Origin of the sequence: Promicromonospora alba, from assembly GCF_042654905.1 — a bacterium.
Taxonomy (GTDB): domain Bacteria; phylum Actinomycetota; class Actinomycetes; order Actinomycetales; family Cellulomonadaceae; genus Promicromonospora; species Promicromonospora alba.
The window spans coordinates 86,615-111,001 of the sequence record NZ_JBHSFI010000009.1; the positions used below are offsets into that span (position 1 = coordinate 86,615).

Below are 24,387 nucleotides of genomic sequence, written 5' to 3' on the forward strand. Positions count from 1 at the left end.
TGAGTGCGGGTACACCAGGATTCCCGGTGATCCCCCGGCGTGTTGGTCTGGCGTGTTCGGGCAGGTCAGAGGCGTCTCTGGACTGGGCGGGTCTCGACAAGCCCGACCAACGGAAGGCCGGTCCCGACGAGCTCGAGCCACGGGGGCGGGTCGCGGCGCCCCGGCGAGCCGCACGTGCGGGCGGCCGTCAGGCGCGGGATGCTCCACCTATGTCTGACGCATCCCGCACCGAGGCACGGCCGCAGCCCCTGAAGCCCTCCCGCGACCCGCAGCTCGTGCTCCTGCGGCACGGCGAGACCGAGTGGAGCGCGAGCGGACAGCACACGGGACGCACCGACATCCCGCTCACCGCGGCCGGCGAGAAACAGGCACGGTACGCCGGGGGCGCCCTCGCGGACTACGAGTTCGCCGCCGTGTACACGTCCCCGCTGCTCCGGGCACGGCGGACGGCGGAGCTGGCGGGCTACGCGGGCGCCGTCGTCGACGAGGACCTCGCCGAGTGGGACTACGGCCCCGTCGACGGCCGCACCTCGCACGACGTCTCCGCGGAGCTGGGGCGGGAGTTCCTCATCTTCGACGACGGCGTGCGCATCCTGCCGCCGTCGGCCGAGCACGGCGACGGGCGGCCAGGGGAGACGCTGGAGGACGTCGCGACCCGGGCGGCACGCGTGGTGGCGAGAGCGGAGGAGACGCTCGCCGCCCGGGCCGAGGACGGCGGCGGTGACGTGCTGCTCGTGGCGCACGGGCACCTGCTCCGGGTGCTCGCCACGGTCTGGCTCGGCGTCGACCCGCGGCTCGGGGCCCGGTTCGAGCTGGGGACCGCCGCCGTCTGCCTGCTGGGGTACGGGCACAGCCTGCGCACCGTAGAAGGATGGAACCTGGCAGCCCAGTAGGGCAGTATTCGCGGAATGAGGGAAGAGCACCTCGCCGAAGGCGAGACCATCGTGATGCAGCTCCGGACCCACCCGAAGAAGGTCATCAAGCCCATCTTGCTGCTCGTGGTGCTGATCGCCGCCCTCGTCGCGCTGTGGGTGGTGCCGCTGCCGGTGGACGGCATGGTGCTCGGGTTCGCGACGCTCGCTCTGGTCGTGCTCGGCCTGGCCGCCGCCGCCGCACCGTTCCTGCGCTGGCGCACCACGCGCTACATCATCACCAACCAGCGCGTCGCGCTACGCACCGGCATCCTCACGCAGACCGGCCGGGACATCCCGCTCTACCGGATCAACAACGTGACGTTCGAGAAGCAGCTCAGCGACCGGTTCTGGGGCTGCGGCACCCTCGTGATCTCCGACGGCACCGACCAGCCGGGCATGGTGCTCGACGACGTGCCCGACGTCGAGAAGGTGCAGCGCGCGCTGCAGGACCTGGTGCGCCAGGGCAAGCAGCTCAGCGACGACTGACTCGGGGCCTCGCCTCCTGCTGTTCCGGATCGTCGAGGACCGCTGCCAGGTCGGCGCCCGCGCGGAGCAGAGCGACCGTGCGGGCGGCGATCTGGTCGAGACGCCGGTCCAGTATCCGCTCCGCCTGGGCCGCGCCTTCGGTGACGCCGTCGACCTGTCCTTCGGCGACGCCGTCCATCTGACGCAGCGTCGCGACGACGTCCCGCACGGCCGGGATGCCGTACCCGCTGCTGCGGAGGGCCGCGACGATGCGGGCCTCCTGGATCGCTCCGGTCCCGTACTGGCGAGCACGCAGGGTCGTCACGCGGTCGGGGACAGCCAGCCCCTCCTGCTCCCAGAACCGGAGCGTGGACGTGCGCACGCCGAGCGCGGCGGCGAGCTCGGTGATCGTCATGGTGTCGCCGGCCCTGTCGGGCGCGGCGACTGTGGGGTCGGCGTCCGATGCCACTGCCGCCGCGGCTTCCGCCTGGATGGCACGGAGCGCCTCCCGTGCGCGCAGCGCCTCGTCCCGCTCACGTGCGAGCCGGACGTGCACCGCGCCGATCGCGGCAGCGGCATCGGCGAGGCGCGTCCCCGGCTCTGTCGGATCGCCCTGCGCCCCGGCGGACGTGCCGTCGAACGTCGCGGCGAGCAGGCGCCGTGCGTCCACGGGCCCGGCGGCGCTCGCGAGCCCGCGGTAGGCACGCAGCGCCCGGACGTGCGTCGCCGTGTAGGCCCGGTACCCGTTGGCCGCCCTGACGGCAGGCGGGATGACGCCGAGCCGTTCCAGGTCCCGGACCTGCTGCACCGAGTATCCGGACTCGCGTGCGACGTCGGCGGTCCGCAGTGGTGACCGGTCCCCTCGCGTCATCCGACCAACCCCACATAAGCACTTGAAGGTGATGCTTGAACCATGAGCACCCACCTGAGTATCGACCAGATCATCGACACCGTGCGGGATCTCGACGGCTCGCTCGTCGTGGCGCCCGCCGCCGGTGACGCCGACTTCCCTGAGCTGGCCTGGGGCGACGCCTTCTTCTACTACGCGCCGGACGGCCAGATGCCGCGGACCGTCCAGCCCTACGGCACGGTCGTCACCAAGAACTACCCCGACGACGGTTCCTCCGACCTCGACCCGGCCGGGCGCTGGCGTGTGAACATCCATGTCGACCGGGCGACGTTCCGCGAGCTCACCGCGGGCCAGGCCGACGCCGAAACCGGGCTCGACGGCGCCGAGGCTTCCGTGATCGACCCGGCCACGCCCGACGTCGTGCTGCCGCACCCGGTCTACGGGTCGGCCGGCTGGATCGCCGTCGTCAACCCTGGACCGGCGACGGCCGACATGGTCCTGCGCCTCCTCCGCAAGGCGCACGACGCCGCCCGCACCCGCTACGCCCGCCGCCACTGACCCCGAACGAGCCGGGTCAGTCGACCGGGATGGTCGTTGCCTGCGTGGTGCGGCGGAGCATGCCGGCGCTGAGCCGGATCTCGCCGAGCGTGTGCGCGTCCAGGAGGCGCAGCGCCAGCTTCTCCAGGGCGTCCGGGTCGGGTGCGCCCCGGTCGTCGGCGGCGCCCGCGGCGCCCGCGGCGTCGTCGGCGTCCTGGCGGGCCAGGCCGTAGCTCGCGGCGAACCAGTCCGCGACAGTCACCCCGTGCACGGGCGTGTGCACGACGTCGACGGTGTCACCCGCGCCGATCTCACCGTTCTCGATCACGCGCAGGTAGGCGCCCGTGCGGTTCGCCTGCGTGAACCGGCGCACCCAGCGCTGCTCGCCCAGCCGGCGGCCGAAGGTCTGGCAGGGCACACGTGGGTGCGTCACCTCGAGCAGTGACGAGCCGACCCGCCAGCGTTCCCCGATCACGGCTCGGTTCACGTCCAGCCCCCGCACGCGCAGGTTCTCGCCGAACAGCCCGGGCGTGACGTCGCGGCCCAGCTCGGCGGACCAGAAGTCGGCGTCCTCCTGCGCGTACGCGTAGACGGCCTGGTCGAGGCCGCCGTGGTTGGCGCGGTCCGCCTGGAGGTCCGCGTACAGGCCGTACGGCCGGACCTTGACGCGGCCCTCGACCGGACGCTTGTCGATGGCAGTGACTCCCACGGTGCCGGTGTCAGGAAGCAGGACGTGGACGCGGCAGACCGCGAGGAGCTCAACCATGCGCACATGCTCCCATCCCCCGGAAACCCCTCTTTCGCACGTGTCAGACGCTCAGGTCACCGGGGTGTCCTGAGCGTCTGACACGTGGGAGGGTCGTGCGTCACTTGCCCTTCGGCAGCGGGAGCGGCTCCATCCACTGGTCGTTCGCGGTGAGGTCGATGCCGAACTCACCGGCGAACCGCATGCGCGTGCCGGTCAGGACGCCGTCCGCCGACTCGTCGAGGTCGTAGACGCGCGCGCCGCGCAGGCGGTTGCGCTCCGGGCCCGACAGGCCGTACGTGCCGAACCCGGTGTTCCCCGCGTACCCGAGCAGCACGCCGTAGTAGTCACCCGAGTAGGTGTTCACGTGGTCGTGACCGCAGAACACGCCGCGCACGTCGCCGCGCTGCTGGATCGCCGAGAACATGCCCGAGTTGAACGGCCCGGGGCACTCCTCCTCGTTCCGCTCGCCCTCGATGCGGTGCCGGGCCTTGCCCCGCTCGTGGTCGGCGTCGGTGCGGCCGTCGACCGAGCCGAACCACATGAACCGGTACTCCCACAGCGGGATGTGGATGAACATCAGCGCCGGGACGACGTGCCCGACCTTGCGCTCGATCTGCACCGACGTGTCGTAGTACCACTTGACCTGGTCCATGCGCAGCCAGTCCCAGTGGGGGTACCCCTCGAAGTCCTGGCCGGCGAGCAGCTCGGGGGCGTAGCGCCCGGAGTCGAGCAGCCAGACGTTGAACGCCGGGCGCCCGTTCGTGCCGTCGATCAGCAGGTTCGAGTTGCCCTGGCCGGTGACGCCGCGCGCCGTCGGGCCGTTCACGTTGTACCGGTAGGACCGGTAGAAGGCCAGCATGTCCGTCTCGTCGACGCCGCTCTTCGGCGTCGAGTCCTCGTCGTGGTTGCCGAAGGTGATGGCCCACGGCACCGCCCGCTCCTCCATCGGCTGCACCACGTTGTTCATCGCCTGGTGCATCTCGAGCGGGGTGTCGCAGCCGCCCGTGATGTTGTCGCCGTTGAGGATCACAAGGTCGGGCCGCTCGTCGTCGAGCACGGCGCGCATCAGCTCGAGGGTGCGGCGGTCGACCTTCTCGTCGTCCTGCGTGTCGTTGAACTGGACGATCTTGAACTTGCCGTCCCGGCCGAACCGCAGCCCGCGCTGCGGGTGCCTGCCGAGCTCCGTCGCGGCGGCGGGCGCGGACGCCGCGACGGTCGCGGCGGTTGCGACGCCGGCCGCGCCGAGGCTGCTCAGGGACAGGAACGTCCGGCGGTCGACGGCGGACGCCCCGCTCTCCGCGGTGCCGCTGTCGGCCGGGTTGATCTCGCTCGGCATCTCGCCGGCAGTCTTCTCGCTCATGCCGACGACGATCGGGGGCCGGGCTGGCGACCGCCCGACCGGCGGATGGACCCCCGGTGACGGTCTGCTGAACGCCTACCGCCGCGCGGCCCGTGCGATCGCGTAGACCGCCAGGATCACGACGACCAGGCCCGCGGTCGCGGCGATCTGCGGCCGGGCGGCGGCGTCCGACAGCATGAGGCCCACCACCGCGACGAGCGCCACGAGCGTGACCCAGGAGAGCCACGGGTAGCCCCAGGCACGTAGGCGCAGCTTCTCGCCACGTTCGGCGGCCGCGGCCTCCAGCTGCGGTCGCAGCCGCAGCTGCGAGACCACGATCAGGAGCCACACCACGAGCAGCGCCGAGCCGACGGCGTTGAGGAGTACCCCGAGCAGCGACTCGGGCAGCAGGTAGTTGAGCAGCACCGCGACGACGCCGAAGAACACCGAGACGAGCACCGCCACCCACGGCACCTCGCGACGCGACACCCGGGTGGCGACCGCCGGCGCGTCCCCGCGACCACCGAGCGAGAACAGCATGCGCGACGTCGCGTAGACGTTCGCGTTGAAGGCGCTCAGGAGGGCGAGCACCACCACTACCTCCATGAGCCGGGCGGCGCCGTCGAACCCGGCCATCTCGAGCACGGACACGAACGGCGACTCGAGGCGAGCGGCGTCGGTCCAGGGGATCAGGGCGACCATGATCGCGACGGAGCCCACGTAGAAGAACAGGATGCGCCAGAGGATCGTGCGGGTGGCGGTCGCCACCGCGGACTGCGGGTCCCGAGCCTCGGCCGCCGCGATCGTGACGATCTCGATGCCCCCGAACGCGAACACCACGGTGAGCAGGCCGGCCGCGATACCGGGCAGGCCCGCGGGTGCGAAGCCCCCGTGCGCTGCCCAGTCCCCCAGGGCACTGCCCGCCACCGGCACGACGCCGGTCACGATGAGCACGCCCAGGATCAGGAACCCGACGATCGCCGCGACCTTGATGGTCGCGAACCAGAACTCGGCCTCGCCGAACTGGCGCACGCCGACGAGGTTGATCGCGCCGAACACCGCGACGATGACGGCGGCGACCGCCCACTGCGGGACGGCGGGCCACCAGCCGTGCACGATCCCGGCCACGCCGGTCACCTCGACGCCGAGCACCATGACGATGGTGAACCAGTACAGCCAGCCCAGCAGGAACCCGGCCCAGCGGCCGAGCGCGGCCTCCGCGTAGACCGAGAAGGACCCGCTCGACGGGAGCGCCGAGGCCATCTCCGCGAGCATCCGCATGACGAGCACCACGATGGCGCCCGCTATCGCGTAGCTGAGGAGGACGGCGGGCCCGGCGGCGGCGATGCCGAGGCCGGAGCCGAGGAACAGACCGGCTCCGATGGCGGAACCCAGGCCCATCATCGTCAGGTGCCGGGGTCGTAGTCCGTGGGCCAGCTGCTGGCGCAGGTCGTCGGTGGTGCTCACGACCGACCACGGTAACCCGAGCGACCGGGTGCCGGTCCACAGCGGATGTGAGTGGCTCATCCGGTGAGAGACTTTGGGGCGTGACCGACTCCGCACATACCCCCGTGCACACTGGTGAGGCCCGCTCCGTCGAGAACGAGGACTACGGCCTCGAGACACCCCTGGAAGGGCACCCGGAACCGCTGCCCCACGTGGTGGTGGTCGGCGGCGGATTCGCCGGCATGGCCGTCGTGAAGGCGCTGCAGGACGCGCCGGTGCGGATCACGCTGATCGACCGCCGGGTCTACAACACGTTCCAGCCGCTGCTCTACCAGGTGGCCACGGGCGGGTTGAACGCCGGCGACGTCACCTACTTCCTGCGCGGGATGCGGCTCAAGCAGAAGAACGTGCACGTGGTCCACGAGCACCTCGTGGAGGCGGATCACCAGGCGAAGAAGATCCGCCTCCTGAACGACCACTGGGTCAGCTACGACTACCTCGTGGTGACGGCGGGCGTGACCACGAACTTCTTCGGGACGCCGGGCGCCAAGGAGTTCGCGTTCCCGATGTACTCGCGGTCGCAGGCATTGCGGATTCGCGACAACCTCTTCATCCGCCTGGAGAAGGCGGCGAAGTCCAAGCGGCTCGACGACGGTCTGCGGGTCGTCGTCGTGGGCGGCGGCGCCACCGGAGTCGAGGTGGCCGGCGCGCTCGCCGAGCTGCGGACCGCCGGACTGGCACCCGCCTACCCCGAGATCCACGGCGACGCGTTCGAGGTCAAGATCGTGCAGCGCGGCGGCGAGATCCTCAAGGCGTTCGCGCCCAAGCTGCGCACCTACGCTGCCAAGGAGCTGTCCCGGCGCGGGGTCTCGCTGCACCTGGGCGCGGGCGTCGCCGCCGTCGAGCGGGACGCGGTGGTCCTCACCGACGGCAAGCGCATCCACGCCGACCTCACCGTCTGGTCCGCGGGTGTGCACCCGCACGAGGAGGTCGCCGACTGGGGCCTGCCGCAGGACGAGTACGGCCGCATCAAGGTCGGCGAGGACATGCAGGTCGAGGGGTTGCCCGGCGTCTTCGCGGCGGGCGACATAGCGGTCTCTCCGTCGGATCTGCCGCAGCTGGCCCAGCCCGCGATCCAGGGCGGCACAGTGGTCGGCCGCAACATCAAGGCACTCCTCGAGGACCGGCCCCTGCAGCAGCTCCGCTACGTCGACAAGGGCACGATGGCGGTGATCGGCCGGCGCGCCGCGATCGCCGAGATCAACCTGCCGGGCGGCAAGTCCCTGCGGATCACCAAGGGCATGGCGTGGCTGGTCTGGCTGTTCGTGCACATCATGTCGCTGGTCGGCCCGCGCAACCGCGTCACGACGCTCGCGGGCCTGGCGACGCGGTACGGGTTCCCGTTCCACCGGCGTCCGATCCCGATCGTGGGCGACGTGCCGACGGTACGGCCGCCCAAGCCGGGGACGCCGCCGGTTCCCGAGGCCTGAACCCGGCCCGGCTTAAGCGTTTCGCTTCCTGTTTCTCCCGCGGGCGCGCGGGAGACCCTTCGAGGGTTGTCATCGATGTACACCTCGAAGGGGAGGCAACATGAGACCCACCCGCGCGACCATCTCCGGTACCGCAACGGCCGCGATGTTCAGCCTGCTGCTCGTCCCGCTGCTCGCCCAGTCGGCAGGCGCCGCGCCGTCCGCGTCCCCCGACGGCGGCGCCGACGCCGGCGGGGCGGACGCCGTCGGCATCCACGTCTCCGGCGGGCAGCTCGTCGAGAGCGACGGCTCGCCCCTGCTGCTCCGCGGCGTCAGCCACGCCCACACCTGGTACGCCTCGGAGACCGGCTCGTTCGCCGACATCGCCGAGGCCGGCGCCAACTCGGTACGGGTGGTCCTCAGCGACGGGACCCGCTGGAACCGCAACGAACCGGCCGACGTTGCGAACGTCGTCAGCCTGTGCGAAGGAAACCGGCTGATCTGCGTCCTGGAGGACCACGACACGACGGGCTACGGCGAGGAGGTCGCCGCGAGCACCCTCGACACCGCCGCCAGCTACTGGATCTCGCTGCTGCCCACGCTGCGGGGCACCGAGGACCGTGTGCTCATCAACATCGGCAACGAGCCCTACGGCAACAACGCAGCGGTCAACGCGAACTGGGCCCCCGATACCTCCGCCGCGATCCATCGGCTGCGCGACGCCGGGTTCGAGCACACGATCGTCGTGGACGCGCCGTCCTGGGGCCAGGACTGGCAGGGCATCATGCGGGACTCCGCAGCGGACGTCCTCGCGGCCGACCCGGACGGCAACACCGTGTTCTCCGTGCACATGTACGGCGTGTACGACACGGCCGCCGAGGTCACGTCCTACCTCGACGCCTTCACGAGCCAGGGCCTGCCGATCATCGTGGGCGAGTTCGGGCACGACCACTCCGACGGCAACCCCGACGAGGACACGATCATGTCGTACACCAGGTCGCAGGGGATCGGCTGGTTCGCGTGGTCCTGGAGCGGCAACGGCGGCGGGGTCGAGTACCTGGACATGGTGACCGGCTTCGATCCCGCGCAGCGCACCTCGTGGGGCAACCGGGTCATCACCGGGCCGGACGGGCTCGCGGAGACGTCGGTGCGGGCGCGGGTGTTCGCGGACGCCTCGTCCTGAGGCCTCGACGGGGTCGACAGGCTGGGTGCTCTGCTCAGCGAAGCCGCGAGGTAGCCTCGCTCCTGGCGCCCGGCCGCACCGCGCCAAGGAGAGACATGACCCCGGACGAGCTGCGCTCCGCGCAGAAGCTGACGATGGCGAACCCCGAACGGTTGCGCCTGCTTGCCCGCGTGCTCACGCATCCGGCGGGCCGCGCAACCGCCGAAGACCTGGCGCAGTACGCCGCGGCCGACGCACCGCGAGACGCTGTCGACGCACCGGCCGTCGCGGACGTGGAGCAGGATCTCGACGCACTGGTCGCGGTCGGCCTGGTCGCCGTCGTGGGGCCGGTGCCGTCGTACCGGGTGTCGTCGCGAGGGATCGCGCGGTTCGGCGCGGCGGCCCTCGCGGCGCCCCGGCACCCGGGCGAAGCCGCGCTCGACGCGCACGACCACGAGGCGCTGCTCGACCGGGTGGTGGAGACCCTGACCGCCGACTTCGCCGCGAACGCGGGCGCGGGAACCGTGGATCGGCTCGTCCGCGAGTGCTACTCCTCGCTGAGCCGCCGGATCGGGTCGTCCGGGCACCTGCCCGCGCTGGCCGCGTGGCTCGCGACCGACCGCCTCGCCGCGATGACCGAGGTGACGCACGGTTCCCCGCGGGACGTGCTCTTCGTCTGCGTCCACAACACCGGGCGGTCCCAGATCGCGGCGGCGGTCACCCGACGCCTCGCGGGTGACCGCATCCGCGTGCGTACCGCTGGGACGAGGCCGGTGGCCGAGCCCGACCCGATGACGGAGACGGTGCTGGCCCGCCGCGGCCTCGACGGGCTCATCGAGTTCCCGCGTGAGCTCACGGACGACATAGTGCGCGCCTCCGGCGTCATCGTCACGATGGGCTGCGGTGACTCCTGCCCCGTCTACCCGGGACGCCGCTACCTCGACTGGCCGCTCGACGATCCCGCAGGCCGACCGATCGAGGAGGTCGAGCGGATAGTCGACGACATCACCGCCCGGGTCCGGGTGCTGCTCGCGGAGATCGACGCCGCGGACGAGGCCGGATCGCTCGACGGCTCACCGGCGTGGATACCGCGCGGCTGGCTGCCGCGCGCGGCCCGGCGACCGTGGTCTACCGTCGCGACCGTGCTGGGCGTGAAGGGTCAGCGGAAGGCCCGGTAGCCGGTCATCTCGACCTCGGGACCCCAGGTCTCGAGCGCCCAGCCGGCGGCAGCGCCCATGGCCGCCGCGAGCTGCGGGAAGTCGTCACGCAGGTTGAGCGCTCCCCAGCGCCAGCGGGACACCATGAGCTGCCGGTACGACGGCGCCAGACCCGCCGGGCCCACGTACGGGCGCCCCTCGACGGTGCTCAGCCACAGCCACCCGGTGACGAGCACCACGTAGAGCGCACACGCCTGCCGGACGGCGCGGCTCCAGCCCGGCTCGGCGACGACGTCGGGAGCATGCTCGGCCAGGCCCGCCGAGAACTCGGTGAGCAGCATGTCGGTGAGACCTGGTGGCGGGTCGAACACGCACCAGCAGGTGGCGAAGGGCAGCATCGCGTACGCCGCCGCGAACGCTGCGTGTTCCACGTCGGTGCCCTCCAGGTCGAGGAACGACCAGCCGTCCGGTCCGAGCACCGCGTTGTCGGGACAGGTGTCGGTGGGCGAGACGATGGCGGATCGGCCCGGCGTGCGGAGGTGGAGGGCGGCGGCGAGCTCGGCCTCGATGGCGGCCCTCGTCGGTGCTGCGGTCCCGGACCCTGCTGCGGCTGCCGCGGCGGCCTCGAGCAGACGGTCGACGCCGTTGCGCAGGTCGGCGTCGGCGTCCCACCGCTCGACGCCGACAAGGCGGTGCTCGGCCTCCGTGACCTGGTCGCGGGAGGCGCCCGCGGTCTCCCCGAGCGCTCGCGCCCAGGTCCGCGCACCCGCCCAGGCCGCGTCGTGGTCGTCGCCGAGGAGCAGGTCGGCAAGGGTGGGCAGGGTGCCGAGGTCGGACATCACGATCAGGTGATGCTCCTCGTCCCGGGCGAGCAGGCTCGGCGTGCGCCGGCACAGGTCGAGGCCGACGCTCTCGCGCGTGAACCCACCGGCGTCGGACAGGAAGTGTTTGATGATCACCGTGGCCGGGAGGTCGGCGGCCGCGCCGGAGCGCTCGGCGCGCGTGCGGGGGTCAAGCTCGACCCTGCAGCGCAGCACGCGTGAACGCTCGGAGCCGCCGAGATCTACCGGGTCCACGAGGTGGAGGCTTGCTGCCGGCAGCTCCCGTGCTGCGGCGAGGGCCTGCTCGGCGAGGGAGATGGTGTCGTGCACCGGGCAAGTGTGCAGGTGGCCACGCGGGGACCGCCAACCTATTCACAGGTCTGTGGACGACGCCTGTGGATAACCCTGGGGAGGGTCGGTCCGCTGGGGAGTGTCAGTGGCTCGGTGCATGGTGGAGGGGCGAAGCACTCTCCGCGAGACGACCTCTTGAAGGGCTGAGTCAATGACCGCATCAACTTCTGCCGTGCCCGCTCCTGACGGAGTCGGCACCCTGGACTCCGTCGTCCTGGACGTCCCGAACCTCACTGCCGAGGCGGACTTCTGGAAGGCGCTGACGGCCGGCACCGTGTCGAAGGCGGACGACGACTGGATCACCGTCGTGACCCCTGACCGCTGGGGCATCGCGTTCCAGCTGGCGCCCGACCACGTGGCGCCGCAGTGGCCGGGCCAGGAGCACCCGCAGCAGGCGCACCTCGACCTCTACGCGTCGGACCTGGCGTCCGCGAGCGCCCGCGCGGTGGAGCTCGGGGCCACCGTGCTGCGGGAGGGCGAGCAGTGGTTCACTCTCGCCGACCCGGCGGGGCACCCGTTCGACATCTGTCTCAAGGAGGAGGCGGAGGGCATCACCGTCATGGGCGCGACCTTCGACTGCCCTGACGCGTCGCAGCTCGCCCAGTTCTGGTCGGGCGTGGTGGGCGAGCCGGTCACCTACGACGGCGAGGGGGTCGCCATGCTGGGCGGTCCGAAGCCGCTGCTCTTCCAGTCGGTGGAGGGGTACAACGCGCCGCGGTGGCCCGATCCCGCGTACCCGCAGCAGCTCCACCTCGACATCGAGGTGCCCGACCTCGACGCCGGCGAGGCAGCGGTCCTTGCCCTGGGTGCGACGCGTCTTCCCAGCCACGAGGAAGGGTTCCGGGTGTTCGCAGACCCGGCGGGCCACCCGTTCTGCCTGGTGCACTGACTCGCACCGACTCAGGTGTGCACCGACTCAGGTGTGCACGAGGGCCGGGTGGTCCGGGTGGTCGACCCGGACCACCAGGTCCGGTGCGCCCTCGGTCTCCTCGGCGTAGCGCTCGTAGGCGGGGATGGTCCAGGCCTCGGCGGGCGGTGTCCGACGGCGGAGCGTCGCCGGCTTGAGCGCGAGATGTACGACGAGGTCGACGTCGAGCCCGCGTCCGACCGTGAGCGCCCCGTCGAGCACGACGACGGTCCCGGGGGCGGCGGACGAGTAGCCGACCCGGGTGGCGCGGTCGGTGGCGGGGTCGCGCAGGCTGGGCAGGTATTCCCGCCGGTCGACGACACGGGTGAGCACCTCACGGTTCAGCGCGCCGACGTCGATCCAGTCGTGGAGCAGGCTGTCGGAGTCCTCGCGCCCCCGTTCGAGCCGGAGGGACCGTGGACGGAGAAAGTCTCTGACGCTGACCCGCGCCACGGGACGGCCGGCGGCCTCCAGCGGCACGACCAGCGCATCGGCCAGCAGCTCGGGTTGCGTGGACGGGTGCCCGTCGACGAGCAGACGGAGCGGCGCCCCGTCAGCGTCCTGATCGCCCGTGCCTTCTCCGCGCGCGAGGACGAGCTGGACGACCCGCTCGACGAGAAGCGTCTCGCTGACCGGTTCTACGCGTGTGCTCATCGAGGTCTGACTCTATGGCGTCCGGCACTCTGGAGACCCTCCTGACGGGTTTCCAAGCGGACGAGCCCGACCACAGGTGGCCTTTGCGGCCCTTCGTCCACAGATTGCGGATGACTGCCTCCCGGACGTTCCCTGCCGGTCGAGGATCGTGCCGAGACAGGTGCCGAGCACCACCGACCGCAGGCCGTCCAGCAGGGGGACACATGCCAGGAGCACGGGAAGTCCAGGACGCACCGGTCATCGACCTGAGCGCACGCCGACAGGACCGCGACCGCCGTCAGGCGCTCGGGACCACCACGGCTCACGAGGACGCACCAGGCTGGTTGCTGCGGTCCCCCGCGTTCCGGGTGGTGGACAACCTCGTGCCGTGGGCCGGGCTCGCCGACGGCGGCAGCTTCGCCACCCTGCTCGGCGACCCGATCGACGCGCACCTGATCCGCACCACGTTCCCGCCCCAGGCCCTGGCCCGCAGCTTCTGCGGCGGGCCCACGCTCGACCAGGTCACGCACGCCATCACCAGTGAGCCGCGGCGGATCAAGGCACGGGTGTGGGTCGGCGGCTACGGGACACCCGACGAGGGCGTCAGCGTCGCTGCGGTCTACGTGCGGTTCGAGGGCGACCGCACCGACGCCGACGCGCGCGCCGCGCGGCATCCCGCGCTCTGGGCGTGGCTGGCCGACCGGCTGGGGCGTGACGGTGCCCGACCCCGCTGGCCCGAGCCCGACGAGATCGCCGCGGACAGCGTGGACGTGCGGGAGTCCGGCAGCTGGTGGCGTCTGCGGTGGGGTCCGTCGCGTACGCCGCACGCCCAGGACGGCGGGGTCCGGCTCTAGTGGTCCGCGCGCCGGGAGCTGATCACGCCGGTGTCGAACCCTGCCAGGTGCAGCCCACCGTGGAATCGCGCGTGCTCGATCTTGAGGCACCGGTTCATCACGACGTCCAGCCCGGCGGCCTTAGCCCCGCGTGCCACGTCCTCGTGCCACAGGCCGAGCTGCAGCCAGAGCGTCTTGGCACCGACGGCCACCGTCTCGTCCAGCACGCTCGGCAGGTCGTCGTGGCGCCGGAAGACGTCGACGAGGTCGGGCACCACGGGCAGGTCGGCCAGGCTCGGGTACACGGGGTGGCCGTGGATCTCGGTCGCCCGCGGGTTCACGAAGTACACGTCGTACGAAGAGGAGGAGAGCAGGTATGACGCCACGAAATAGCTCGCGCGCGCAGGGTTCTCCGACGCCCCGACGATCGCGACCGAGGTGGTCGTACGCAGGATCCGCATGCGGTCCTGCAGGCTCGGGCCCTGCCAGGTCTCGCTCATCGGTTCGCTCCCGTCGCCTTGGTCAGGGCCTGGTCGAGGTCCCAGAGGATGTCCTCGACGTCCTCCAGCCCTACGGAGATGCGGATGAGATCCTCGGGCACGCCCGCCGCCTCGAGCTGCTCGCCGCTCAGCTGCTGGTGCGTCGTCGACGCCGGATGGATCACCAGGGTGCGCGAGTCACCGACGTTCGCCAGGTGCGACGCCAGCTGCAGCGCCTCGATGAACCGCCGTCCCGCATCCCTGCCGTCGGGCGCACCACCGGCGTCGGGCACGCTCACGCCATCGGGCACGCTCACGCCGTCGGGCAGGCCGGTTGCCGCTGGGACCCGCAGGCCGAACGCGAAGACCGAACCCGGCCCGAGCGGCAGGTACTTCTGCGCCCGCTCGTGGTGCGGGTGCGACGGAAGACCTGCCCAGAGCACGTACGAGACCCTCGGGTCGGTGTCGAGCCACTCGGCGACGGCCCGGGCGTTCGCCAGATGCGCGTCCAGGCGGTACGGCAGCGTCTCGACCCCCTGCAGCAGCTGGAACGCGGACTGCGCCGAGAGCGCGGGACCGATGTCCCGCAGCTGCTCGGACCGCAGCTTGGTGAGGAACCCGTACTCGCCGAAGTTCGCCCACCAGCTCACGTTCCCGTAGGACGGGACGGGCTCGGTCATCTGCGGGAACTTCCCGTTGCCCCAGTTGAACCGGCCGGACTCCACGACCACACCGCCCAGCGTGGTGCCGTGCCCGCCGAGGAACTTCGTCGCGGAGTGGATCACTATGTCGGCGCCGTGCTCGATCGGGCGCACGAGGTAGGGCGTCGCGAGCGTCGCGTCCACGACGAGCGGGATGCCGGCGGCGTGGGCCACCTCGGCGAGCCCTTCGAGGTCGGCGACCTCGCCCGACGGGTTCGCGACGACCTCGGTGTACAGCACCTTCGTCTCGGGCGTGATCGCGGCCGCGTAGTCGGCGGGGTCGGTGCCCGGCACGAACGTGGTCACTACCCCGAATCGGCGTAGCGTCACGTCGAGCTGCGTCACGGTCCCGCCGTACAGCTGCGCGGACGCGACGACGTGGTCGCCCGCCCCGACGAGCGCGGCGAACGTGATGAACTCGGCGGACATGCCCGACGCCGTAGCCACGGCACCGATGCCGCCCTCCAGCGACGCGATGCGCTCCTCGAGCGCCGCGACGGTGGGGTTGCCGATGCGCGAGTAGATGTTGCCGTACTTCTGCAGCGCGAAGAGGTTCGCGGCGTCCTCGGTGTCCCGGAACACGAACGACGTGGTCTGGTAGATGGGCACCGCTCGTGCCCCGGTCGCCGCGTCGGGGATGCCCCCCGCGTGCAGGGCCCGCGTGCGGAACCCGAAGGTGTGCTCGGTCATCGTCCTCACCGTAGTGGCCCACGAGCCGCCCGCGGATCAGCACCCGCTACTGCCCTGAGCGATTTCCGATGACGGGTGTCGGACCGCGCGAGTACGTTGAACCGGTGACCCAGCCCTATCTCCGCTTCCCTCATGTCCATGGCGACCAGGTGGCCTTCGTAGCCGACGACGACGTCTGGCTGGCCCCGGTCTCCGGCGGCCGTGCGTGGCGTCTGACCAGCGATCACGCCCCCGCGACCACCCCGCGCTTCTCCCCCGACGGCACCCGTCTCGCCTACGTGTCGCACAAGGACGGCCACCCCGAGGCCTACGTGGTCGAGCTCGCCGACGGCGCCACGCGGCGCCTCACCTGGCTCGGCGGGACCACCACCATGGTGCTCGGCTGGGACGACGCCGGGCGCGTGCTCGTCGCCTCCAACGCCGGAGCGCACGAGCGCTCGCTGACCGTGGTGCGCGCGGTGGGTCTCGACGGCACCGTCGAGACCCCGCGCTACGGGCCGTCGTGGGGCGTGGCCGAGCACCAGGGCCCGAACGGCAGGCGCACGACGGCCCTCGTCTCCGCCGGCTACCGGACCCCCGCCTACTGGAAGCGGTACCGGGGCGGCACGGCCTCGGTGCTCTGGATCGACCGTGGTTCGGGCGACTGGGAGCGCCCGCTGCCCGACGACGAGGCCGGTATCTACGACCCGCACTGGATCGGCGACGCGCTGGTGTTCACGTCGGACCGCGGGGCCACGTTCCCGGACCACGCCGACGAGCAGGCGAACCTGTGGGTGCTCGACGGCCTCGCGACCGGCACGGAGACCCCGGAACCGCGACAGCTCACGACACAGTCGGAAGCGGAGGGCTACGTCCGCGACGCCACGTCGGACGGCTCACGCATCGTCTGGCACAGCCGCGGCGACCTCTGGCTGCTCGACGGCCTCGACGGCACCCCGCGCCGACTCGACATCACGCTCACCGGCGCGCTGCCGCAGCCGTACTGGGCCGACCCGGAATCGAGCCACGCCAACGTCGACGGCCTGGCCGTGGACAGCACCGGCGACGCGAGCGTCGTCGGCTGGCTCGGCACCGCGTACTGGGTGACCCATCGCGCGGGTCCGGCCCGGGCGCTCGTGGCCGACCCGTCGGTCCGTGTGCGGGAGCCCGTGCTGCTCGGCGGCACCGGGCGCGCGGTAGTCGTGACGGACGCACCCCGCAGCACCGCGCACGGCGAGAGCAGGGAGGACGCGCTCGAGGTCCACGCCCTGCCCGGTGCCTCCACCGACAGCCCGGACGTCGAGCCCCAGCGCTTCGCGGCCGGCGAGCTCGGCCGGGTGCTGCACCTCGCCGCGAGCCCGGCGGGAGACAAGGTGGCTGCCATCTCGCACGACGGTCGCATCAGCCTGGTCGCCATGCCCGCCGTGGACGGCCCAGACAGCGACGGCAGCGACAACGCCGACCGGGTCGAACCCGGCACGATCACCCCGCTCGGCCGGTCGGGCAACGGAGAGGCCGCGTCGCCGACGTTCTCCCCGGACGGGCGGTACCTCGTCTGGTCGAGCCCCACGGGCAGCGAGGGTGACCACCACCAGCTCCTCGTCGCGGACCTGCACGCCGAGAACCCCGCGGCGACGGCGCTGACGTCCGGCCGGTTCCACGACTTCTCCCCCGCGTTCAGCGATGACGGCAAGTACGTGGTGTTCCTCTCGGACCGCACGTTCGACCCGTCCTACGACTCCCACGAGTTCGCCCTCTCGTTCAGCGCCGCCACCCGGCCGTGGCTGATCCCGCTGGCTGCCACCGAGCCCGCGCCGTTCGGCCCCAGCGCCGACGGATGGCGCCTGGCCAAGCCGGACGACAAGTCCGATGAAAAGGACCACGACAAGGACACCGGTAAGGACGGCGACCAGCCGGGCGACGCCGGCGAGGCGACCGACAAGAAGCACAAGTCCGAGAACGCCTCGCCCGACATCGACTTCGACGGCGCCGAGGAGCGCGTGGTGCCGTTCCCGGTCGTGTCGGGCCGCTATCGCGACCTGCTCGCCGCCAAGGGTGGGGTGCTCTGGATCCACGAGACCGACGACGCCGGTGTGCTCGGCTCGCGCCACGCGGGCTCGGAATCCGACCCGGTCCCCAACGTGCTGCAGTTCTGGTCGTTCGACGCACGCAAGGCCACGGACGTCGCGGAGAAGGTCGGCGCCTACGCGGTGTCGGGCGACGGCGAGCGGGTGGTGATCCGTACCGGGTACGGGCTCAGCACGCAATCCGCGACGAGCAAGCCGGGCGACGACGACCCCAGTGCGTTCGACATCGACCTCTCGCGCGTCCGCTACGAGGTGGACCCCCGCGCACAGTGGCGCCAGATGTTCGACGAGAACGCCCGCATCATGCGTGACCACTACTGGCGGGCGGACATGAACGGCGTCGACTGGGACGGTGTGGTGGCGCGCTGGCGCCAGCTGGTCGACCGGGTCGCCACGCAGGACGACCTCGTGGACGTGCTCTGGGAGACCGTCGCCGAGCTCAACACGTCGCACGCGTACGTGCGCAAGCCGCACGAGCCGGGCGACACGTCCCGCAAGCTCGGCCTGCTCGGCGCGGACCTCTCCCGGACCGCCGACGGCTGGCGGATCGACCGTGTCCTGCCGAGCGAGTCGTCGGACCCGGGCGCGCGGTCGCCGCTGCGCGCCGCCGGGGTCGACGCCCAGCCCGGCGACCTGATCGTCGCGGTCGACGGGCGGCCGGTGGACCCGACGGCAGGGCCGTCGGCGAACCTGGTCGGAGCGGCCGAGATCCCGGTCGAGCTGACCCTGCGCCGACCCGCCGTCGAGCCGGACGGCGCTGCTTCGGACGGCGCTGCGTCGGAAGGCAACCCGGCGAGGAACGCCGACCGTCGTGTCGTCGTCGTGCCCCTCGCGAACGAGGCCGACCTGCGCTACCAGGACTGGGTACGGTCGCGCCGCGAGTACGTCGCCGAGAAGTCCGGCGGCCGCCTCGGGTACGTGCACGTCCCGGACATGATGAGCACTGGCTGGGCGCAGCTGCACCGCGACCTCCGTCTCGCCACCGACTGCGAGGGCATAGTCGTGGACGTGCGGTTCAACGGCGGTGGCCACACGTCGCAGCTCGTGATCGCACGCCTCGCCGCGCGCGTCGCCGGCTGGGGCCTGAACCGGCACTACGACCGTCCCAGCTCCTACCCGGAACGCGCGCCGCGCGGGCCGGTAGTGCTGGTCACCAACGAGTACGCCGGATCCGACGGCGACATAGTGAACGCGGCCGCGCAGGCGCTCGACGTCGGACCGGTGGTCGGCGTCCGGACCTGGGGCGGCGTGGTCGGCATCGACGGTCGCTTCGACCTGGTGGACGGCACGGGGATCACCCAGCCGCGGTACGCCTTCTGGCTCGAGGGCAAGGGTTTCGACGTCGAGAACCACGGCGTCGACCCCGACATCGAGGTGCGGCACACGCCGGCGGACTACTTCTCCGACGTCGACCCGCAGCTCGAGGCCGGTATGGCCGAGGCGTTCCGCCGGCTCGCGGAGCGTCCCGCCGCTGCCCCGCCCGCGATGCCGGAGCCGCAGGTCCGCCGCCGCTGACCCGCACGCCGGCCCTCCGCTGGTCAGGGCCGCGTCGCCTGGACGAACGCGATCGGCCCGAAGCGGTGCTCCACGTGCTCCACCTCACGGACGTCGGTGAACCCGGCGTCCGTGAGGAGGCGCACCAGGTCGGCCGCTCCATGCCCGCGCGGCCTGTCGTGCCCACCACGGTGGCCGTGCCCGCGCCGGTCGTGCCCACCGTGCCCGTGCCCACCGTGCTCGTGCCCGCTGTGGTCCGAGCCGTCCGAGCTACCCGCCCCGCCCGCGCCCCCGAAGTCCACGATCGTCACCTTCCCGCCCGGTCCGAGCGCCCGAAGGGCCTCGCGGGCGAACAGCGCTCGGCCCTCCTCGGGCACATGGTGCAGCGCGAGCGCCGACACGATGTGGTCGAGCGACCCGTCCCCGTTCGGGAGCCGGTCGGCGAAGCCCTGTACGAGCGTGATCGGCACCCGGCGGCGGGTCGCCTTGCGAGCGGCGACGCGCAGCGCACCCGCGTCGGGGTCGAGGCCGGTGACGCGCGCGGCCGGCTGCGCACGTAGCACGGTGAGCGCCAGGTTCGCGGTGCCGCAGCCGACGTCGAGCACGGACTGGCCGGGGGTGACGTCCGCGAGCGCGACCGCACGCTCGTGCAGCGCGCGTGCTCCGACGCGGCGCGAGAACAGGTCGTAGAACGGGAGCAGCCACGGCTTGCCCATGCCGGGCAAGAACTCGCGCTCACGCTCCTCGGGGGTGCGATGGTCGAGGATCTGCACGGTCGTGTTCATCCGGGAGTGCCTTCCGTCCGGCGGTGACGCGGGTGGGACGCCGGTACCTACAGCGCAGGTCCCGCCACACACCAGCATCGGATGTTCTGCGGACCGGGAGCAGCACGGAAGTCGGTGGCGATAGCACGATCCTCGGTCTCGCCGGTCGGATCGGGCTGCCGCGGAGGGCGGGCACTCCGGCCCGGACGGCGGTAGCGTCGAACGCGTCACGACGGAGGGGGAGCACATGGCGCGGAACAGGGGCGGCTCGGCGCTGACCGTGGTGATCGCGTTCGCCGCCAACTTCGCGGTGGCGACGGCCAAGACGATCGCGGCGGTCCTGACCGGATCGGCGTCGATGGTGGCGGAGGCCGCCCACTCCTGGGCAGACACCGGCAACGAGGTGTTCCTCCTGGTCGCCGAGCGGAAGTCGAGCCGCGCCCCGGACACGGACCGTCCGCTCGGCTACGGCCGGGAGGCCTACGTCTGGTCGATGCTCGCCGCACTCGGCCTCTTCGTCGCCGGCGGTGTGGTGTCCGTCTATCACGGCGTCCAGGAGTTCGATGCCACGGGCGAGACCGGCTCCTACACGGTCGGGTACATAGTCCTCGCCGTCGCCTTCTGCCTCGAAGGGGTCTCGTTCCTGCAGGCGTACCGGCGCACCCGGAAGGAGGCTCGGACGCTCGGGCGGGACCTGCTCGACCATGCGCTGACGACCTCTGACCCGACGCTGCGCGCGGTGCTCGCCGAGGACGCCGCGGCTCTGGTCGGCCTCGTCATCGCGGCCGGCGGTATGGCGTTGCACCAGGTGACCGGCGACGGCCGGTACGACGCGATCGGTTCGATCCTCGTCGGGGTGCTGCTGTGCGTGGTGGCGGTGGTGCTGTTCGACCGCAACCGGCGGTTCCTGACCGGCGAGGTGGCGGACGGGCGGATCCATCAGGCGGTCCGCGAGCGGATCGAGGCCCTGCCGGGTGTCCACCGGGTGGGCCGCCTGCGGCTCGAGTTCGTCGGACCGCGGCAGATCCTGCTGGTCGCCAGCATCGACCTGCCCGGCGACGAGTCCGAGTCGCGCGTAGCGGTCCGGCTGCGTGACCTCGAGGAGCAGCTCGAGCGCATCCCGCAGATCGTCGACGCGGTCCTGACGCCCGCAGTGCCGGACGACCGGTGAGACGCGCCGAGGCTCGCCTGCGCACCGTCCGCCCGGACGGCACCCCGGTGTACCGGCACCCGACGCGGCCGGGCACGCTGCCGGTTCAGGTCACCCGGATCGACTTCGACGTCGATCACCCGCACCTCCCGCGGGACCACAGGCACGCGCACGACTTCCTCGTGCTCGTCTACGTCGAGCGGGGCGGGGGCACCATCGCGTTGGGCGGCCGACCCACACCGCTGCACGACGGCGACGTGCACGCCATCCCGCCGGGGCAGGCGATCGGCTCCCCGACGCTGACCGACCTGCACCACTGCCGGGCCTGGAGCGTCGCGTTCATGCCCGACGCCGTCCCCTCGCTCGCATCGGTCTCGCCCCTCGCCTGGGCACACCACCCGATCCTCGCGCTGTTCGCGCTCGCGCCACCGCCCGCCGCGGCCGGGGCCGGGGCCGGGGCCGGGGCCGGGGCCGGGGCCGGGGCCGGGGCCGGGGCCGGGGCCGGGGCCGGGGCCAGGGTCCCGGACACCGAACGCCCCCGCTGGTCCGGGTGGCTGACGGAGCTCGAGGAGGAGCTGTCGGAGCCGGGCCGGCTGGGGGCACGCGAGGCGGCGTCGGCCGTGCTGACCCGGATCCTCGTCGCGGCGGCCCGGCTGGCGCCGTCGGCCCCCGCGGCACCGGACCCGCTGGTGACGCGCGTCTTCGACGAGATCGAGGCGACGTTCCGGGAGCCGGTGTCGGCGTCCGACGTCGCGCGGGCGCTGGGCTACACACCCGGACACCTGACCACCGTGGTCCGCGAGCGGACGGGTCGCACGCTGCTCGACTGGATCACCGAGCGCCGCATGACCGAGGTGCGCCGGATGCTCCGCGACACCGATCTGCCGCTGGGTGTCGTGGCTGCCCGGACCGGCCTGCGTGACGCCACCTACCTGGTCCGGCGATTCAAGGGCCGGTACGGGACCACCCCCGACCGGTGGCGTCGGAGCGAGCGTGTGTGAGATCCCACCGACTATCAGTTAGTTTTGGGGCGCGCATCGGCAATGTCGATGTGTGCCAACCGTCGAACGGAGCCTCCACCATGTCTCGCAACCGCACCCTCCTCACGGCCGTCGCAGCCTCTGCTGCCCTCCTGGCCCTGACCGGCTGCGGCAGCTCCGGCGAGCCCGGCGGCGCGGGCGAGGAGCTGGGACTGGTGTCCGGCGACACGCTGACCGTCGCCACCGAGGGCACGTACCGGCCGTTCAGCTACCACGACGAGTCGGACAAGCTGGTCGGGTACGACGTCGAGGTCGCCGAGGCCGTCGCCGAGAAGCTCGGCGTGGAGATCAAGTTCCAGGAGACCCAGTGGGACGCGATCTTCGCGGGCCTCGACGCGGGCCGCTTCGACACGATCGCGAACCAGGTGACCATCACCCCGGAGCGCGAGGCCGACTACCTCTTCTCGACGCCGTACACCGTCTCCACCGGCGTGCTCGTCGTGACCGCTGACAACAACGACATCGCGAGCTTCGCCGACCTCGACGGCAAGACCACCGCCCAGTCACTCACGAGCAACTGGAACGACCTCGCCAAGGAGAACGGCGCACAGGTCGAGGCCGTCGAGGGCTGGGCGCAGGCCGTGGCGCTCCTGGAGGAGGGCCGCGTGGACGCCACGATCAACGACAGCCTGACCTACCTCGACTACGCGAACACCGAGGACGCCTCGGGCATCAAGGTCGCCGCGGAGACCGAGGAGGAGTCGCAGTCGGCGTTCGTCGTGACGCCCGAGCGCGAGGCTCTCGCCACGGCGATCGACGGCGCCCTGGACGATCTGCGCGCCGACGGCACCCTCGCGGAGCTGGGCGAGAAGTACTTCGGCGAGGACGTCTCCGAGTGACGCTCCGCGCAACGCGTCTCCGCTGATCGCGGGGAGAGGGATACATGGACTGGCAGCTCGCCGTCGACTCGTTCTGGCCGCTCCTGCGGGGCGCCCTCATCGGCACCATCCCGCTCGCCCTCGTGTCGTTCGCGTTCGGGCTGGTGCTCGCGCTCGTCGTGGCGCTGCTGCGGTTGTCACCGAACCGGGTGCTGTCGTGGATCGGCCGCGCGTACGTGTCGGCCATCCGCGGCACTCCGCTCCTGGTGCAGCTCTTCATCATCTTCTACGGCCTGCCGCAGCTCGGCATCCGGCTCGAACCCTGGCCCAGCGCGATCATCGCGTTCTCCATGAACGTCGGTGGCTACGCGGCCGAGGTGATCCGCGCGGCGATCCTGTCCGTGCCCAAGGGGCAGTGGGAGGCGGGCTGGACGGTCGGCATGTCGCCCACCAGGACGCTGGGCCGGATCATCCTGCCGCAGGCCGCGCGCGTCTCGGTGCCGCCGCTGTCGAACACGTTCATCTCGCTCGTCAAGGACACGTCGCTGGCCGTCGTGATCCTGGTGACGGAGATGTTCCGCAAGGCACAGGAGATCGCCGCGTCCTCCAACGAGTTCCTGCTGATCTACGCCGAGGCGGCCCTGATCTACTGGATGTTCTGCACAGTGCTCGCCGCCGGCCAGAACGCTATCGAGAAGAGGCTGGACCGGTATGTCGCTCACTGAGGACGCCCCGATCACGAACCTCCTGACCGCCCGCGGCATCCAGAAGTCGTTCGGCACCAACCACGTGCTGCGCGGGGTGGACCTGCAGGTCCAGCGCGGCGAGGTGGTCGCACTGATCGGCGCGTCCGGCAGCGGCAAGACGACGGTCCTGCGCTCGCTCAACGGGCTCGAGACACCCGACGCCGGGCTGCTGGAGCTGGACGGCGGCCCCACCATCGACTTCGGCGCCCAGGCCGCCGCATCGGGTGGCGGCTGGGGTGCCCGGCGCGACGGCGCCCGCCTGGCGAAGGCGAACCGCGCGGCCCTGCGCGACCGGTCCGCCATGGTGTTCCAGCATCACAACCTGTTCCCGCACCGCACGGTCCTGGAGAACGTGATCGAAGGCCCGACGCAGGTCAAGCGGATCCCCCGCGCGACGGCGGTCGGCCGTGCCGAGGAGCTCTTGGCCCGCGTCGGGCTCGCGGACAAGCGCGACGCCTACCCGCACGAGCTGTCCGGCGGGCAGCAGCAGCGCGTCGGCATAGTGCGCGCGCTGGCGCTCGAACCGGACCTCCTGCTGTTCGACGAGCCGACGTCGGCCCTCGACCCCGAGCTCGTGGGCGAGGTGCTGACCGTGATGAAGGAACTCGCGGACGAGGGCTGGACCATGGTCGTGGTGACGCACGAGCTGCAGTTCGCGCGCCAGGTCGCGGACGAGGTGCTGTTCCTCGACGGCGGCGTGGTGGTCGAGCGCGGTGCACCCGCGCAGATCTTCTCGCAGCCGGCCGAGGAGCGCACCCGCCGCTTCCTCGACCGGATCCTGCACCCCCTCGACTAGCCACACCGCGC

23 protein-coding genes are annotated in these 24,387 nt (G+C 72.0%); 14 read left to right on the plus strand and 9 right to left on the minus strand.

What is annotated here, in order from left to right; genetic code table 11:
- Positions 1-209 precede the first annotated feature (209 nt).
- Positions 210-893 (plus strand): histidine phosphatase family protein, encoded by a 684-nt coding sequence (locus ACFO6V_RS25840; RefSeq protein WP_377141398.1) that lies wholly within the window; start codon positions 210-212, stop codon positions 891-893.
- A 15-nt stretch (positions 894-908) separates the two neighbouring features.
- Positions 909-1,400, plus strand: coding sequence for a PH domain-containing protein (locus ACFO6V_RS25845; RefSeq protein WP_377141401.1), 492 nt, complete (start codon positions 909-911; stop codon positions 1,398-1,400).
- Here ACFO6V_RS25845 and ACFO6V_RS25850 read toward each other — a convergent pair.
- Positions 1,387-2,250: a MerR family transcriptional regulator gene (locus ACFO6V_RS25850; RefSeq protein ID WP_377141404.1), complete on the minus strand. Its 864-nt coding sequence runs from the start codon at positions 2,248-2,250 to the stop codon at positions 1,387-1,389. The two genes, ACFO6V_RS25845 and ACFO6V_RS25850, sit on opposite strands and share 14 nt — an antisense overlap.
- Positions 2,251-2,292: 42 nt before the next feature.
- Between ACFO6V_RS25850 and ACFO6V_RS25855 the strand changes: the two genes are divergently transcribed.
- The gene (locus tag ACFO6V_RS25855; RefSeq protein WP_377141407.1) at positions 2,293-2,787 is read left to right on the plus strand and encodes a DUF6194 family protein; all 495 of its coding nucleotides are present in this window, start codon (positions 2,293-2,295) and stop codon (positions 2,785-2,787) included.
- A 16-nt stretch (positions 2,788-2,803) separates the two neighbouring features.
- Here ACFO6V_RS25855 and ACFO6V_RS25860 read toward each other — a convergent pair whose 3' ends face one another.
- The 3 genes from ACFO6V_RS25860 to ACFO6V_RS25870 form a co-directional block, all read right to left on the minus strand.
- Positions 2,804-3,532, minus strand: a complete 729-nt coding sequence (locus ACFO6V_RS25860) for an MOSC domain-containing protein (protein WP_377141410.1) — start codon at positions 3,530-3,532, stop codon at positions 2,804-2,806.
- Positions 3,533-3,632: 100 nt separating this feature from the next.
- Positions 3,633-4,874 carry a metallophosphoesterase family protein gene (locus ACFO6V_RS25865; protein WP_377141413.1) on the minus strand — a complete coding sequence of 414 codons (1,242 nt, stop codon included), beginning with the start codon at positions 4,872-4,874 and terminating at the stop codon, positions 3,633-3,635.
- A gap of 75 nt (positions 4,875-4,949) precedes the next feature.
- The gene (locus tag ACFO6V_RS25870; RefSeq protein WP_377141416.1) at positions 4,950-6,320 is read right to left on the minus strand and encodes an amino acid permease; all 1,371 of its coding nucleotides are present in this window, start codon (positions 6,318-6,320) and stop codon (positions 4,950-4,952) included.
- 80 nt (positions 6,321-6,400) lie between these two features.
- On the opposite strand from ACFO6V_RS25870, the gene ACFO6V_RS25875 reads away from it, so the two are divergent.
- From ACFO6V_RS25875 to ACFO6V_RS25885, 3 genes are all read left to right on the plus strand, one after another.
- Positions 6,401-7,789, plus strand: coding sequence for an NAD(P)/FAD-dependent oxidoreductase (locus ACFO6V_RS25875; protein WP_377141419.1), 1,389 nt, complete (start codon positions 6,401-6,403; stop codon positions 7,787-7,789).
- 100 nt (positions 7,790-7,889) lie between these two features.
- Entirely contained in the window at positions 7,890-8,951 is a 1,062-nt protein-coding gene (locus ACFO6V_RS25880; protein ID WP_377141422.1) for a glycoside hydrolase family 5 protein, read from the plus strand.
- Between the two features lie 95 nt (positions 8,952-9,046).
- Positions 9,047-10,108, plus strand: a complete 1,062-nt coding sequence (locus tag ACFO6V_RS25885; RefSeq protein ID WP_377141424.1) for an arsenate-mycothiol transferase ArsC — start codon at positions 9,047-9,049, stop codon at positions 10,106-10,108.
- Here ACFO6V_RS25885 and ACFO6V_RS25890 read toward each other — a convergent pair.
- On the minus strand, positions 10,090-11,238 hold the full coding sequence (locus ACFO6V_RS25890) for a hypothetical protein (protein WP_377141426.1): 1,149 nt from the start codon (positions 11,236-11,238) through the stop codon (positions 10,090-10,092). The genes ACFO6V_RS25885 and ACFO6V_RS25890 overlap by 19 nt on opposite strands.
- Positions 11,239-11,431: 193 nt before the next feature.
- Between ACFO6V_RS25890 and ACFO6V_RS25895 the strand changes: the two genes are divergently transcribed.
- A complete protein-coding gene (locus tag ACFO6V_RS25895; protein WP_377141428.1) occupies positions 11,432-12,148 on the plus strand; it encodes a VOC family protein in 717 nt (238 codons plus the stop codon).
- Between the two features lie 27 nt (positions 12,149-12,175).
- Here the strand turns inward: ACFO6V_RS25895 and ACFO6V_RS25900 are convergent, their stop codons facing one another.
- On the minus strand, positions 12,176-12,820 hold the full coding sequence (locus ACFO6V_RS25900) for a nucleoside/nucleotide kinase family protein (protein WP_377141430.1): 645 nt from the start codon (positions 12,818-12,820) through the stop codon (positions 12,176-12,178).
- A 203-nt stretch (positions 12,821-13,023) separates the two neighbouring features.
- Between ACFO6V_RS25900 and ACFO6V_RS25905 the strand changes: the two genes are divergently transcribed.
- Positions 13,024-13,653 carry a hypothetical protein gene (locus tag ACFO6V_RS25905; RefSeq protein WP_377141432.1) on the plus strand — a complete coding sequence of 210 codons (630 nt, stop codon included), beginning with the start codon at positions 13,024-13,026 and terminating at the stop codon, positions 13,651-13,653.
- On the opposite strand, the gene ACFO6V_RS25910 is transcribed toward ACFO6V_RS25905, so the two are convergent.
- Positions 13,650-14,132, minus strand: a complete 483-nt coding sequence (locus ACFO6V_RS25910) for a CoA-binding protein (RefSeq protein ID WP_377141434.1) — start codon at positions 14,130-14,132, stop codon at positions 13,650-13,652. The two genes, ACFO6V_RS25905 and ACFO6V_RS25910, sit on opposite strands and share 4 nt — an antisense overlap.
- Positions 14,129-15,502 carry an O-acetylhomoserine aminocarboxypropyltransferase/cysteine synthase family protein gene (locus tag ACFO6V_RS25915; RefSeq protein WP_377141437.1) on the minus strand — a complete coding sequence of 458 codons (1,374 nt, stop codon included), beginning with the start codon at positions 15,500-15,502 and terminating at the stop codon, positions 14,129-14,131. The genes ACFO6V_RS25910 and ACFO6V_RS25915 overlap by 4 nt, the downstream gene beginning before the upstream one ends.
- Positions 15,503-15,606: 104 nt before the next feature.
- On the opposite strand from ACFO6V_RS25915, the gene ACFO6V_RS25920 reads away from it, so the two are divergent.
- Positions 15,607-19,083, plus strand: a complete 3,477-nt coding sequence (locus ACFO6V_RS25920) for a S41 family peptidase (RefSeq protein WP_377141440.1) — start codon at positions 15,607-15,609, stop codon at positions 19,081-19,083.
- Between the two features lie 23 nt (positions 19,084-19,106).
- On the opposite strand, the gene ACFO6V_RS25925 is transcribed toward ACFO6V_RS25920, so the two are convergent.
- Positions 19,107-19,847, minus strand: a complete 741-nt coding sequence (locus tag ACFO6V_RS25925; protein ID WP_377141443.1) for a class I SAM-dependent methyltransferase — start codon at positions 19,845-19,847, stop codon at positions 19,107-19,109.
- Between the two features lie 226 nt (positions 19,848-20,073).
- On the opposite strand from ACFO6V_RS25925, the gene ACFO6V_RS25930 reads away from it, so the two are divergent.
- The 5 genes from ACFO6V_RS25930 to ACFO6V_RS25950 all read left to right on the plus strand — a co-directional run bounded on the left by ACFO6V_RS25930 (position 20,074) and on the right by ACFO6V_RS25950 (position 24,376).
- Positions 20,074-20,997 carry a cation diffusion facilitator family transporter gene (locus ACFO6V_RS25930; RefSeq protein WP_377141446.1) on the plus strand — a complete coding sequence of 308 codons (924 nt, stop codon included), beginning with the start codon at positions 20,074-20,076 and terminating at the stop codon, positions 20,995-20,997.
- The gene (locus ACFO6V_RS25935; RefSeq protein ID WP_377141450.1) at positions 20,994-21,977 is read left to right on the plus strand and encodes an AraC family transcriptional regulator; all 984 of its coding nucleotides are present in this window, start codon (positions 20,994-20,996) and stop codon (positions 21,975-21,977) included. Before ACFO6V_RS25930 ends, ACFO6V_RS25935 begins: the two co-directional genes overlap by 4 nt.
- A gap of 80 nt (positions 21,978-22,057) precedes the next feature.
- Positions 22,058-22,855: an amino acid ABC transporter substrate-binding protein gene (locus ACFO6V_RS25940; protein WP_377141455.1), complete on the plus strand. Its 798-nt coding sequence runs from the start codon at positions 22,058-22,060 to the stop codon at positions 22,853-22,855.
- Positions 22,856-22,899: 44 nt separating this feature from the next.
- On the plus strand, positions 22,900-23,559 hold the full coding sequence (locus ACFO6V_RS25945) for an amino acid ABC transporter permease (RefSeq protein WP_377141457.1): 660 nt from the start codon (positions 22,900-22,902) through the stop codon (positions 23,557-23,559).
- On the plus strand, positions 23,546-24,376 hold the full coding sequence (locus tag ACFO6V_RS25950) for an amino acid ABC transporter ATP-binding protein (protein WP_377141459.1): 831 nt from the start codon (positions 23,546-23,548) through the stop codon (positions 24,374-24,376). Before ACFO6V_RS25945 ends, ACFO6V_RS25950 begins: the two co-directional genes overlap by 14 nt.
- Positions 24,377-24,387: the final 11 nt, after the last annotated feature.